The organism is Neobacillus phoenicis (assembly GCF_047302305.1).
Lineage (GTDB): Bacteria > Bacillota > Bacilli > Bacillales > Cytobacillaceae > Neobacillus.
In genome coordinates, this window is the sequence record NZ_CP154847.1 from 814,596 (window position 1) to 827,859 (window position 13,264).

Annotated in this window: 13 protein-coding genes and 2 pseudogenes; 6 read left to right on the forward strand and 9 right to left on the reverse strand. The window is 37.8% G+C overall.

Annotated features, from left to right (window positions below):
- Window positions 1-141 precede the first annotated feature (141 nt).
- The 4 genes from AA0X95_RS04305 to AA0X95_RS04320 all read right to left on the reverse strand — a co-directional run bounded on the left by AA0X95_RS04305 (window position 142) and on the right by AA0X95_RS04320 (window position 1,913).
- A complete protein-coding gene (locus AA0X95_RS04305) occupies window positions 142-591 on the reverse strand; it encodes a DUF2808 domain-containing protein (protein ID WP_413309844.1) in 450 nt (149 codons plus the stop codon).
- A 310-nt stretch (window positions 592-901) separates the two neighbouring features.
- Window positions 902-1,243 (reverse strand): hypothetical protein, encoded by a 342-nt coding sequence (locus tag AA0X95_RS04310; protein WP_413305742.1) that lies wholly within the window; start codon window positions 1,241-1,243, stop codon window positions 902-904.
- A 14-nt stretch (window positions 1,244-1,257) separates the two neighbouring features.
- Window positions 1,258-1,626 carry a hypothetical protein gene (locus AA0X95_RS04315; RefSeq protein ID WP_413305745.1) on the reverse strand — a complete coding sequence of 123 codons (369 nt, stop codon included), beginning with the start codon at window positions 1,624-1,626 and terminating at the stop codon, window positions 1,258-1,260.
- A 5-nt stretch (window positions 1,627-1,631) separates the two neighbouring features.
- A complete protein-coding gene (locus AA0X95_RS04320; RefSeq protein ID WP_413305748.1) occupies window positions 1,632-1,913 on the reverse strand; it encodes a hypothetical protein in 282 nt (93 codons plus the stop codon).
- Between the two features lie 570 nt (window positions 1,914-2,483).
- On the opposite strand from AA0X95_RS04320, the gene AA0X95_RS04325 reads away from it, so the two are divergent.
- The 3 genes and pseudogenes from AA0X95_RS04325 (at window position 2,484) to AA0X95_RS04335 (ending at window position 5,584) form a co-directional block, all read left to right on the forward strand.
- Window positions 2,484-2,993 (forward strand): serine O-acetyltransferase, encoded by a 510-nt coding sequence (locus AA0X95_RS04325; RefSeq protein WP_413305751.1) that lies wholly within the window; start codon window positions 2,484-2,486, stop codon window positions 2,991-2,993.
- Window positions 2,994-3,528: 535 nt separating this feature from the next.
- Window positions 3,529-5,026 (forward strand): annotated as a pseudogene (locus tag AA0X95_RS04330) (YifB family Mg chelatase-like AAA ATPase).
- A pseudogene (locus tag AA0X95_RS04335) lies at window positions 5,027-5,584 on the forward strand (REP-associated tyrosine transposase).
- 542 nt (window positions 5,585-6,126) lie between these two features.
- On the opposite strand, the gene AA0X95_RS04340 reads toward AA0X95_RS04335, so the two are convergent.
- The 3 genes from AA0X95_RS04340 to AA0X95_RS04350 form a co-directional block, all read right to left on the reverse strand.
- Window positions 6,127-6,645 carry a competence protein ComK gene (locus tag AA0X95_RS04340; RefSeq protein WP_413309846.1) on the reverse strand — a complete coding sequence of 173 codons (519 nt, stop codon included), beginning with the start codon at window positions 6,643-6,645 and terminating at the stop codon, window positions 6,127-6,129.
- Window positions 6,646-6,778: 133 nt separating this feature from the next.
- A complete protein-coding gene (locus AA0X95_RS04345) occupies window positions 6,779-7,045 on the reverse strand; it encodes a helix-turn-helix domain-containing protein (protein WP_413305753.1) in 267 nt (88 codons plus the stop codon).
- Between the two features lie 306 nt (window positions 7,046-7,351).
- Complete coding sequence (locus tag AA0X95_RS04350) at window positions 7,352-7,849, reverse strand: sigma-70 family RNA polymerase sigma factor (RefSeq protein ID WP_413305756.1); 498 nt, start codon at window positions 7,847-7,849, stop codon at window positions 7,352-7,354.
- Between the two features lie 698 nt (window positions 7,850-8,547).
- Between AA0X95_RS04350 and AA0X95_RS04355 the strand changes: the two genes are divergently transcribed.
- Complete coding sequence (locus AA0X95_RS04355; protein WP_413305759.1) at window positions 8,548-9,087, forward strand: hypothetical protein; 540 nt, start codon at window positions 8,548-8,550, stop codon at window positions 9,085-9,087.
- A gap of 277 nt (window positions 9,088-9,364) precedes the next feature.
- Here AA0X95_RS04355 and AA0X95_RS04360 read toward each other — a convergent pair whose 3' ends face one another.
- Together AA0X95_RS04360 and AA0X95_RS04365 are read right to left on the reverse strand one after the other, a co-directional pair.
- Window positions 9,365-9,499 carry a hypothetical protein gene (locus tag AA0X95_RS04360; RefSeq protein WP_413310305.1) on the reverse strand — a complete coding sequence of 45 codons (135 nt, stop codon included), beginning with the start codon at window positions 9,497-9,499 and terminating at the stop codon, window positions 9,365-9,367.
- Window positions 9,500-9,549: 50 nt separating this feature from the next.
- Entirely contained in the window at window positions 9,550-9,879 is a 330-nt protein-coding gene (locus AA0X95_RS04365; RefSeq protein WP_413305762.1) for an HIT domain-containing protein, read from the reverse strand.
- A gap of 671 nt (window positions 9,880-10,550) precedes the next feature.
- On the opposite strand from AA0X95_RS04365, the gene AA0X95_RS04370 reads away from it, so the two are divergent.
- Complete coding sequence (locus AA0X95_RS04370; RefSeq protein WP_413305764.1) at window positions 10,551-11,507, forward strand: patatin-like phospholipase family protein; 957 nt, start codon at window positions 10,551-10,553, stop codon at window positions 11,505-11,507.
- A gap of 12 nt (window positions 11,508-11,519) precedes the next feature.
- Window positions 11,520-13,106, forward strand: a complete 1,587-nt coding sequence (locus AA0X95_RS04375; RefSeq protein WP_413305767.1) for a ribosomal protein L7/L12 — start codon at window positions 11,520-11,522, stop codon at window positions 13,104-13,106.
- Window positions 13,107-13,264: the final 158 nt, after the last annotated feature.

Consider the following 13,264-nt stretch of genomic DNA (forward strand, 5'->3'; position numbering starts at 1 on the left):
TCTACAATCGGCCCTATAATATTCGCAAAATCCAAGTTGTATTTTTGTTAATGGAGTCCAATGTTTTATAGATTTCTTTGATATTGGTTTCAGGGATTGCTAGACGAGTTTCTATGTTATTTACTCATTGCTCTAATTTATCTAATCGTTGTTCCAATGGACTTCCCTCCCCCAAATAAAAAGAGAGCGACTACGGAATCTCAACACTCCACTTCTTTTAATGCTCACTAACCCTACAAATATGGTGGATACATTCTCATTTTGGTCTTTGATTTCACATTCATGATAATACGTGCCGGCTAACTCACTGGTATCTGGTGGCTTAATTGGTAATGTGATTTCATTCCCTTGAATGATAATTTCCGATTCTTTCAGTAAAATGTTTGTCGTGTCATGGTCGTATTTCTTTAGTACCCATTTCACTGTAGCTCCAGTTAGATCCACATTGGAGCCGTCATCCTTCGTCACAGGTACCACAATATTTTTACTATCCCCTGCATACATACTGAAATTTTGGTTTTTCGCTGTCATTTTATCAACCCCTTTAGATTGACGTTTAAGGCTTGTTTGCATTGTAAATGTATATCTAATGACTGTTTACAGATTAAATATATATTCAATTCTTGATTACCTTGTAAGTGTATGGTGCCGATAATTTGCTTATCTACATCGAAGATAGATTGTTTCATATCAAACAGAGTGAAAGCATCTGAATAAATCTTCTGGTTTGTATCGACTCTTAATAATGTATCTGCATAGAGTACGAGTTTCATATCCGTATGAAATTGACTAGCTTCATAAGATGGATTGCTGTAAGTCTGATTGAAATGTTACTTCTGTGTAAAAGGCTTGTTTGCTGTCAAACGATGTGGAGCTATCCGAGTATAGGATAAACTTCATATCAAAAAGGTGTAGAACCGATAACTCCATCAGAGAAAAATTCTTGTAAAGTGTCATACGCTACGGCTGAATCACTGTATAGCATTTGTTTACTGTCCACCGCTAACGAACCATCTTGATAGAGTGCTTGTTTGGTATCTACAATCGTTAGAGAGTTGCTGTATAGGCTTAGGAATGTATCTGCGTTTAATGATGAATCAGAATAGGTACTTTGTTTTAAATCAAATGTAGTAGTTCCGTCTGTTCCTGTACTTCCGCCTACACCATCATCTAGCCATGTACCACCGTTTAACGATGCATGGTTGCCGTTTCCACTCATGTCTTGAACGGTACCTGTTGACATATCATACCAAGCGACTAAGGTTGTGCCGTTGTATAGTTTGATGTCATGAATCTTGCATTTAACAGGATAATTCGCCCAAAAAACGTAACCCTTACAAAATACCCATAAATTAAATCTGTTGATGCGTTAAGCGTGAAATTTATTGTTGTTCTTTGACCGAAAATTGCCCCGCTTGTGATGGTTAGTTTTTGCACCGTAAAAGTCGTATTCGCATTAAATGCGAGTAAACTATTTGAGTCACCATATATAGCTTTTGCTGCTGTGGATGTATCTAAAAGTTCAATATCTAACTGAACATTATTATAAGTTTTACCTGTTAAAACCGCACTAGTTTTTACCCTTAAATAATCATCCACACCATCCATCTGAAGGTATTTAACCATGTTAATTACCTCCTATATTCCTCTTGAATCATACAAGGCTTTTTATAGCGTTGGTCATGTGTGCAAGTATGCCAATCAATAAACCCTGTAAATTCATCGACATACGGCTTTATTTCTTCGAATAAAGAGGTTTTATTCGTTTCTTCCGCTAACCATATTTCAAAAATAAAAATATTCTCATCCCAGTCCTGTTTCATTGTTAATCGCCAAGCTGTGTAAGACTGTAAAACAGGAATGACGGTTTCACCTTCGGTATTATGAAGATTTCCACGAATTGAATATTTCATAATTACACCGCAAACTCTCGATAATTTACAGTCAGTTTAATATCCGTCTTATTCCGCACACTCTGACCGCTTGGAGAAGTGACTTTGACATAAAACGTGTGACCTGTCGTGTCGCTGATATTCGTCATACTTAACGGAGCTGAAGCTATTTGCCACGTTGACCATCGGCTGATAACTACACCCAACTGGATTCATCGGTACTTACGGAGTCTGTAGGGTCAATAGTGATGTTTTCATATCGTTTGGTGGCATCGTTATTGAATAACCATAGCTGGATGGTTTGAGATGAACCTGTAATCGGATGCTATGTGCTAATCGGGTTGCTGTTATCTCCTGTGGAAACCACATCTGTTAATCCACTATTTTTAGAGATTTTAACATGCGAATCACGCCTTATTCAAAATAAAAAGAGGACTGTATTAGTCCTCTGTGTTACGTCCGAGTTTTCTCCAAGGGCGACACAATTTCATTACTTTTGAACACGGTTAGTTAAATTAAATCTTCTATTAACCGGTATCTCGTGGTAAAATTTCCTAGTGAATTTCAAAATACTTCTAGGAGGTTTCATTTGTGAATGTAAATGTCGGAAATCCATTAGTTCGTCTTGTACTAAATCAAATTCAGCATTATAACCACGAAAAATATTGGGAAATGAGGAAACACGTAATAGACGTGAATTCCAAAATGCCAAAAATAGTAAGATTGTTCTATTTGCTTAGAATTAAAAGGATGGATGCCTTTCACAATGCCTCGATGGGTACAGATTTGGGCAGAGGCTGTCAATTCGCAAGTCCCCCAATATTCGATCACGGTTTAAACGGAATAATCATCTCGCATTATGCGAAGATAGGAAACAACTGCCGGATTAATCAGCGCGTAACCATCGCTCAAGACAACAATAAACCAGTAGCAGCTACAATCGGCGATAACTGTTTTATTGGAGCGGGAGCTGCTATTATTGGCGACGTAAAGATCGGCAACAATGTGACTATTGGTGCTAACGCTGTTGTTATCAAAGATATCCCTGACAACTGCATTGCTGTAGGTGTCCCAGCCAAAATAATCCCAAAAAACCAATGATTGAACTTGCATAAAACCTAATTAAGCCCTTATCAATATTTTTGATCTTGAACCTTTATTAGGTTTTTTGCTTTTTTATTACATGTTAAAGTAAACCACTTTTTTAGTTGGAGTGCCTTCCACCTCAAACAAGGTAAGAGTAGGTACTTTATTGATGGTATAAATACAATGTATTGATAGTCAGCAAATCCATTGAAATGAATACCATTCAAAATGTTACTATTTAGAGCACTTCTCTTTTTTATTATATATCCATTATATATAAAAACATTCCCATTTAAAAGTGGCAGAAGTTAACTTCCCGTGCCATGCACCGCCTCTAAGAGGTAGGAACTCTGTTGGTCATGGTTCGCAGATTTATTTTAGATCCATGAAGGATTTTGCTCATTTTTGTAGAAATCTCCTATTAGATTATATACCCTTTAATTTTTCCCCAATTAGGTAGTTCCTCAATCGTTTTTTCTAAGATCATCATTTGTTTTTTCCATTCCCAGCTAATTCCGATTAAAACAAAATACATGTTGGAGGCTTTGTCATAACTGTTAAGGTATCCAGTATTGGTTTAAAAGGTCTAGAAGGCTATCGTGTGCAAGTGGAAGTAAAGATCAAATCTGGGACGGAATCGATGGTGATTGTGGGTTTGCCGGATGCATCGGTTAAGGAGACGAGGGAGCGCGTCATTGCGGCGCTGAGCCATTTTTCTGTGGATGTGACGGATCAGAAAGTGGTGGTCAATTTATCACCGTCTGAGCAAAAGAAAAATGGTCCCTTATTTGATTTGGCGATTCGATTGCGGCACTGAAGGAGCAGAAGGTGATTAAGGGTGAGATCCCATTGGAGACAGCGTTTATGGGGGCTCTTTCTCTTGATGGAATGGTCGTTACAGCAGAAGGAATGCTCCCAACAGTGATTTCTGCCAAAGTTCTTGGTTTAAAGAGAGTATATCTTCCTTATGATCCAGCGATTCCGATTCATATGCTGCAAGGCATAGAATGTATTGTAGTTCATCATATTGAAGATGTTGTTCGTCACTTAGAGGGGCAAGAAAGCTTATTTACGCATTTCCCCTTACAACCCATCCCTCCTAGTCCTCTTTTTTCTGCTTCTCCCCAAAAGGATTTTTGCCACGTCATCGGTCATGACCAAGCCAATCGTGCACTTGAAATTGCGCAGCTGGTGAACACAATCTCCTCATGAGCGGTCCGCCAGGCTGCGGAAAAAGTTTGCTCGCAGAAACATTTCCTTCTATCTTACCCCCGTTATCGACTCAATCTCGATTGGACGTGTTAAGCCTCTATCAGCTTGCTGGTGAGAAATGGAGCCTGTCTCAAGCCATACCCTTTCGGCATCCGCATCATTCCGCCTCTTCTGTAGCCATTATTGGAGGAGGTTCATCACCTAGACCAGGAGAAATCGCTGAGTTTGCAAAGAAGACGCTTGATATGCTGCGGCAACCTCTTGAAACGGGTCAAGTAACGATTAGCAGAGCCCATTCGACCGTGACCTATCCCTCCTCGTTTATTCTTATTGCTGCCAAGAATCCCTGTCCGTGCGGCTACTTTGATGCCAATCATCATTACTGTACCTGTTCACAGAAGCAAATTCAAACCTATCGGAACCGGTTATCCGGCCCGGTGTATGATCGGATTAATATTTTGCTTTCCTTACAGTCTATTAACCTAGATCAGTCGTTGAAAGCAGTAGAGACCTCAGAGGAAATCCGCCACCGGGTGCAAAAGGCTAGAGCCCTCCAATATCATCGCTATCAACAGGAGATTAGTAATGCGAAGGTTTCCTTTGAAGTACTTCATCAGCTAAGTCCGTTAACGACTGAACAGCAAAAGCTGCTTACCAAAGTAGCAGCGAAGCAGAATTGGAGTAACCGCGTGCAAATTAAAATTATTCGATTGGCACGAACCATCTCGGATCTTGCAGGGGAAGAGAGGATTACGGATACAGCAATTTGGGAATCCATGGCGTTAAGGCGCTGGGGAATTCATCAAAAACAACAAACGATTGCGAGGGAAACGTAGATGTCACGTGAAAAAAGAGTATGGATCAGCAACCGTTATTATCATATAGTCTGTCGGGGGAACCGCCGGGATCCCTTATTTTGAAACGCATCTGATTTCGAAGCCTTTTTACATATTCTTCATCAACTTCATAAGAAATACCCATTCGAAATTGCCGCTTATTGTCTGATGACGAATCATTATCATCTGCAAATCCGCTCGCAAGAGGTCTCTTTTTCCAAGATCATGGGACTTATTAATAAACGTTATGCTAATTATTACAATACCAAGTACCGCTTAACCGGCCATGTATTCGAAAAACGTTTCCATGATACGGTTATTGAAGATAAGGAAGGGATGCTAGATGTCAGCCGTTATATTCACTCAAACCCTGTTAAAGCCAAAATGGTAAGAAAACCAGAATATTACCCATGGAGTAGCTACCCCTTATACAAAAACACGGCTTCCACCGTCCCCAGCTTCATGAACGTGAGCAGTCTACTAAACTACTACGAAGGAAGCGAAGAACAGAAAAAAGAAAAATACTGCGGTGATGGGGACAGTTCCCCGGTGCGTTAAAGCAGTGGTGTACCTTTCTAAGTCCCTGCGTAGCATAGGTCACAGTCCAGGCATGGAGTTCATTTTATAAAAGAAAGAATGAAATATACCGTCACTTATCGACATTCTTTTTGGTAATTTATGAGAAAAAGTCCTTAATATACATAGGACCTGCATTTTGTTAATTAAACGTCCGATTAGTATCGAATAAATTCATAATGGAACGAAGACTGTCTTTTGAGGAGAAAATACGTTTATTTTGATGAAATACGGGAAACCGATTGCTGGATTTTCGACTATTTTCTTATTCTTATTTGCCTGAATAAGGCCTATTTAAGCCGTTTCTGACGTTTTTAAATAAACGATTGAATAGTATAGCATATAGGGGAAACTGTCAAAGCATGACAATAAAAACGGTTCTTGTTGTCGAAAACATCCATTAATATGAACACCAAGGGGAGGGTTCTACTGGTCCTTTTGAGTACGTCACTTCGGTACAATTTTCATTTCATTGTGTACCTTTTAAAAGCCACGAGAACCGTCCCTGTGGTTTCTTCTGTTTTTTAATGCTGTTTCTTTTTCCCTTTCTTTCGTTTCTTTGGATCAAGGAGAAAGACGACCGGATGTTTAGGAGGGCCAACGGTCAGGTCTTGTAACTGCTCGGCGTTTTGTAGTTTGGTGTTGAATGATGAGAGTTTAGTTGGAACGAGTATAGAAGAACCGTTGCTAAGTAGAACGGTAGTTTTTAGAGTAAAGCTTCGCGTTCTCTTGATGTGGAAGGGGTTAAACCAGATGGTATCTTCATGCTTGTGTGTTCTGGTTGGAAACACGACGATTCGGTCGATGGGATTGACAAGAATGGGACACATATAAACATCACCAAGAAGATCTCTAGATGTTTCAATGGCTCCGCTTAGATTATACCCTATACATTTAATACTAATAGCGAGAATTTCTAACGGGGACATATCGACAAGGAAGGCCCGATTGGTTTCGTGAACCTCCGTGCATGTTTTCCCAAAGCGATCATTATGTCCCCTCATATACATGAAATCTGGTAAAATGATATACTGTTTTTCCATAAACAAACAAGATTGCTCCTTTTGCAGCCATTCTGCTGGATTTAATAAAACGGAACTACGGGTAGTGGAATTTGAAGGTATTACTAACTAGCTTCACCACCCTTCTATACTGTGAAAACGTCCTTGCCTCTAGTTAAATATCTCCTATTTCAGGAAAATCCCCCTCTTCGTATCGTTTGTCCAACATTTTTCCTACTATATTTGTAAAGGTAGAAGGACGAACTTCTAGAATTCTCGCTAGTTTCATAATGGTGTCATAATTGGGTAAGATTTTATTATTCTCAAGATTGCTCAAATGTTTACGGCTTACCCCGGAATAGTCTGCTATTTCATCTTGTGTTTTCTGTTTCCCCATACGTAACCTTACGATGAATTCTCCAATGGTCTCGTGATTCTTCAATGGAATTTCTCCTTTTTAAGACCATTAAATAGTTTATAAGATTAGATAGACACGTTGCCGCGGTTACATTATTTGGTGGTGATAAAAATAGTTTCCCGAGGTAAAAATTAGGCCCGTAAACAAGATCATTTTTTTTAAAAATGAACCTTTTAGATCCTTAAAAAAAGCGAAATCACACGGTTTTTGACCAAATAGTTGATTAAAGTTGTAAAAAGTAGAATATTACAAATTTATGAATTTTTCAGAAATGGGCTGTGGGTAAAGTTCTTAGATCCTGAGATTCACTCCGTTGGTATCAACTGTTATCTAAGAAAGAATGGGTTCGTTCAGAGGCATATTTCTTAATTTCTGTAATGCCCCTATCTTCCATTGCTTCACGGCTGAAACAGACACGTTTTCTTGAACGGCCAGATCCTTCATGGTTTGATCATGGAGGATAACACCCATCACCCATTTTGTTTCTTTTTCTGTTAGCCCATGACAATAAGAAAGCAGAATCTCAGCTTGAAAAGGAGTGTCAGGATTTTGGTCCGGTACGGTTTCCCAATACTCTTCTTTTGGATAACTGACCATTGTCTCATCCTTATTTTTTTGAGTCAGCTCCATTAGGAGTTTCCCTTTTATATAGGTGTACGCATAGTTGGTGAAGCTTCCTTTTTCTGGGTTAAAGCGATTGTCTGCCTCCCAGAGGGCAATTAATGCGGCTTGATAGAATTCATCCTGGTTGCGGTAAAGATGAAGAGAGTGCATGATTTTATGAATCATAGGGTTATACTGCTCGACTAATTGATTAAAGCTATCCATTGCTGGATCCTTTCGGGACAGCATGCTTCCGATTTATTCCTAGGTAGCTTAAAGATAACGAGAATAAAGGCTTTAATCGAATGGAGCTTTTTCATTTTTGAAAGGGGTAAATGGGAGGAAAAGAGTCTTTTGTAGCCTCAAAAAACAAATTTGGAGCTGTTTTTAGCAAATTTGAACCGTTTTGATATGAATTTGGGGAGTTTTGGTGCCTGTCGCGCCACGGAATTTGTTGATGGAGTTTCTTGAATGGTTAATTGGTCCTTTGTTTCCACGCCCTCGGGCAACAACTGACTTATCAATTTTAAGATAATCCACAGGGAAGTATTTTAAGTATTTATCGAACTATATCCTGTACCAAAATCATAAATGTACTAATTGGATTAATAACGCCATTCCCATGGGGGGAGCGGCAAAGGGACGAGTAGGGTCAGGAGTACGGGTCTGGTCTGCAGGTTCTTACCTCTTAAGTGTATTAGTGAAAACTACATTTTGAAGCCCTTTGGCGTTTGAGCCAAGAGAATCACCTCTGTAGCTATAGAGAAACATATTGTTTTTTTTCGAGAATTACCGATCAAAATAGCTAACAAACACTAAGACTTTTCTAATATCTTAAGAGTGTTTAAGTGGAATTTTATTCCTTATTTATAGTAAAATGATACTACTTGATTGCGGTATAACGTTACTACGGAGGGATAAATTTGTTTAGCCAGGTAAATTCGGAAAAGGACAAAAAGAAATTTAATGCTATTTGGGAGGAGGTTTGTAAAGAGAAAGGCTTTGACTGTGAACCTACATCTTCACGCTCGGATTTATTTTTGATTTACAGTGATAAAATTGCTATTGGAACGGTAGAGTTAGTTCCCTATGAAAATAATAAAAATATAGCTGACAGCGTATTTCCTTTTTATTCTATAGATGTTGTCAAAGATCATCCCTCAAAAATCTTCGAAATTGATAAGGTAGCTATATTGAAAAAATACAGAGGATCTAATATTAGTAAAATTTTCAGGATTATTTATACATATGCTCTTGAAAACCGGTGCACTCACGGGATTATGTTACTCGAACCTATTTTCTATCGAGCGCTTAGAATTTTTTATAGAATCCCGATAAAAAGAGTGACAAACGAAAAGATATTCTATAAAGGGGATTATGTTGTTCCCTCCATCATTGATTTTACAAGGATTAATAAGAACATAAGTGAGTTTAATTGGGCGCTAAAAATTAAAGAATACTAGTATTAGATAAGGGTAAGATTAGAAGTTCCTAGTGGACGGTTCTACTGATCAGTGTTTATTTGTTGATTTAACTAAACGATTAATTAGTTTAGCGTATAAGGCAAATGATAAAAAGATGACGAATATGAGCATTCGTTTGACCATAGCTATTGCCAGGAGAACCGTCCTGTGGTGTTACGAATTGTATTACTTCAACAATTGTAGGATTCATCCTTGCTGGATCAACGCCCCCTTAGATTTTGAGAGACAAGCCTACATTATTTTTTATCCCAAACCACTATATAAGTGTGGCAATCGGGCCTAAGAGTAAGGATAGAAAAAACCAATTTAATCCACTTCTGTTCTTGCCTTGGGCTAATCCCGCATTGATTAATGCTAAGGTACCCCAGCTCATATAATACTGATCGTTCATATTCATTCCTACCTTCTGACAACATTTTGTTATTCCAGGTAGATTCCTACCTATCTTAATGGTGATCCGGAAACGATATGCCAATGTAGGTGTTTGGAGTCTTGATAGTTTCCTAGGTTTGTAATCACTTTACAGGCTCCGTTCTCTTCAGTAACCATGGCAGCTACCTTCTTAATGACGTCCAGAAGCTCCAATAATACCTCATTATCGCTTTCTTCTACTGTAAGTAAAGAAGAGATATGTTTCTTAGGTATGGCAACAATATGGACCGGATAAAAAGGTCTAGTATGATAATAGGCTAAGACATTTTCAGTTTCCATTACCTTATTTATTTCTGTTTTCCCACTTAATACTTCATCACAATAAAAATCCTGAGTCATAATGCCCTCCTTACAGAATCCCTTTGATTTGCTGTTCTTATAACTATTCTATTCCTGTATTCTATAAACCTGCTTAGTAGGTCACAGTGAAGGTCATTGTGGACGGATTACATGGGTATTGTCTCCCTAACCGATGCCAATTCTCGACGATTTTTTTGCTGATTTTTAGCAAGAAATCAGTGATAGCAAGTACTCATCCTTCTTTTAATCAAACGTTTGTTTACGGTCAAATTAGGGGGAAGAAAAGGGAAAGAAGTCGATTAAAGAGAAAAAGGAACTATTTTGTGGAATTGGCGGGAAACTCGCGGAAAGCTAGCCGACAATTTTTTCATGCCTTTTTTGTTGAAAATAGCCACATAGTTGAGTTGATGCTCATTTTAACCAAATAATTAATTAGTATAGCTTATAGGGAAAATGATAAAAAAATGATGAAAGATAGGGTGAAAGGGACGGTTGTACGGGGCTTGGTCAAAGCCAAGAGAACCATCTCATTGGTTTGTCGCTTCCTTTTACTATACATTTTAGAAAGTATTGGCAATAATTCATTTGTAATCATTTAGGCTTGTTGTCATCTGAATTCCTACTTCCTTAAATTGTAATTCAACCTATTTATTCACTATCTATCATGGTAATATGTAAATATAAAACTATTAAAAATTATTAGGTGAAATATGAAAAAAATAGGACTTGTCTTAGCTGGTGGCGGAGGAAAAGGAGCCTACCAAATCGGAGTGGCGAAAGCGTTAAGAGAGTATGGGGTTGACCAAAATATACAAGCAATTGCCGGGACATCTGTTGGTGCATTAAACTCACTATTGCTAGCTCAAGGAGATATCCAATTAGCAGAGAAGGTATGGCTTACTATTTCTCCTGAAAAGATTTTAACCATGGATCCAAATAGATGGTTAACTGGTGCCAAAAAGAGATGGCCTAGTCGTGTATTTTCAATAGTAGATTCTCTAAGTACCCAATTAATAGAGCATGGATGGTTTTCACGGGATGGACTTTTAGACATTATTCGAGAAAATGTGAATCTATCCTACATTTCAAACTTGAATATACCCATTTTTTCCACTTGTCTTCATGCAGGCAGTTTAAAAGCAACATATTTTAAAATAAATGGGTCGGCTCACGAGCGTATTGAATCCATTCTACTTGCTTCATCCGCTATCCCTTTTATTTTTGATCCTGTAGAAATTGATGGTGAGCTGTATTGGGATGGTGGTGTTCCCTTACCAGCTGCAGATAACATTCCGATTCAACCTTTGTATGACGAGGGCTGTGAGGTAATTATTACTGTCCACCTCAGTCGTGATCGTTTCATCGATCATAGTCAGTTTCCACATGCTCAAATTATCGAGATTGTACCTCAGGAAGACCAGGGTGGATTTATTAAAGGAACACTTGATTTTTCTCCTTTAGGTGCAGAGAGACGAATGCTTCAAGGATACGAAGATGCTAAAAGAATATTACAACCGATCTTTGATATGATGATGGTTCAAAGGAACATTCAAATCACCTTGAATGACATGCGAGAAGATGAAACGGAGTTTAGAATACAACGGGCACGATTAGTAAATGAACGAGAGGTATTAAAACAGGATCTTGTCCAATACATAAAGAGATAATGGGAGAGTATAATGGGTGAATTGCTAACTGTAAAAACAAATACGGAACTAAAAGAGTCTGATAAAGCAGAAATAGATAGGTTAATAGAACAAACCATTGCATGGCATAGTAAGAATGGAGCCATGATCATAAAACTAACCATGGATAGTGTCACAGCCTTGACCGCTAGTGAATCAAGAGCGAAAGAATTAGCACAGCAATCCTTTTTTAAAAGAGCATGGAATAATCTTACGGGAAAAAACCAAAAAATCCGGGCCCAAATAGATGTAGATGTGTCACGTGTTCAATATGCTTCCCAACAGATGATTCAAAAACTTGCTGAACAAAACCTACTAACCTTTGATTTAATTACAGCCGTAAATAATAAGTTAAATACTCTCGTATTAGAAATAGATGAAGAGTTTAATCAAATTTATCGAGTATTAGGAGCATTTTTTAAACAAACACGTTCTGATGTTGTGCAATTAGAAAACAGATTAGACAAAGTAGAAAGAAACCTGGAATTATTAAACTGGAAGGCAACCATTGAATATCAAATGTACGATGGTAAGGAATATGCTTACCTTCCTGATATGGAGAAGATTATTTGTATCGCGAATGATTTTTTACATAAGACAAAAGGGATTTGGTCAACAACGGATTTAATGTTGTTAAAATCAACACTTGCTGAATTAGGGTTATCCATTAAACAATCCATTTCTGCAAGGTCCTTTTATCAATCCTTGAGTGAAAAGCCCATTCTAATTGAGCGTTTATTTGACGGTATTTCATTAGATAGCCTACTTGCGGTTGAACCGTATCAAGCACCCGTTTTAAAAGGGATAGAAAAAACTCTAAAGCTACATTCGGAAGAGAAATATATTCTAGAGAGTGTGAAAGAGCAGCTACACCTTGCGGGAGTATCATGTAATGAAAGAGATATTCAGTTGTCCCTTGTTCATCAATACTTAAAAAATCATGCGTATATGAATTCAGATGTTGAAGTAAATTTGTTTGATTTTGTTGTAGAGTTGTTAGTTGATTTAAATATGATTCACACTGCAGTAGTTATTCCAGAGGAAAGCGGAGTAGAAAATAAAAAAAGGAAAGTAGCGGGAGACTACGATCTTTCCTTAATAGACATGGGGGAAAATAGATTAGATGTCATAGAAGCAGTAAAAAATATTTGTGAGATAAGCTTAATTGAAGCAAAAGAGTGTATTAATCATGTACCTTCTACTATTCTCTCAAGAGTAACAAAAAAACAAGCTAATGAGGCAAGAGATATTCTTATTGCCGCTGGAGCAAAAGTAATAGTTAAAACATACATTGAAAATGTACATATTGTCACTGCACTTAAGGATGGATATGTAAAGCTTAAAGCTCAAGGAAACTTTGTTAGAGTGGGTGAATATGTTCAGAAGGGCACCATATTAGCAGAAATATCTGATGTTGAATTGACTAAACCAAAACCTCCAAGTTTTCTTACAGGAGGAGTATTATCAAACCATAGCAAATTACGATCAACTGTTAGCGGAAAGGTAAGCTCGCTCTTAGTTCAAAATGGAGAAAAAGTGGTTCAATCTCAACCTATCATGGTAATACTTATAGAAGCATAGAAAGTAGGGGGACAGTCTTACACTTCTTTTACTAATGTGTGAGGCTGTCCTTGAATGAACTCTAATGTCTTGATCTAGCCTCTGATAGTTGTTCATAACTTTAATAAATTTCCTGTTGACGTAAATTTTGTAAGTAGTTATAATAATGTTAACGCTAA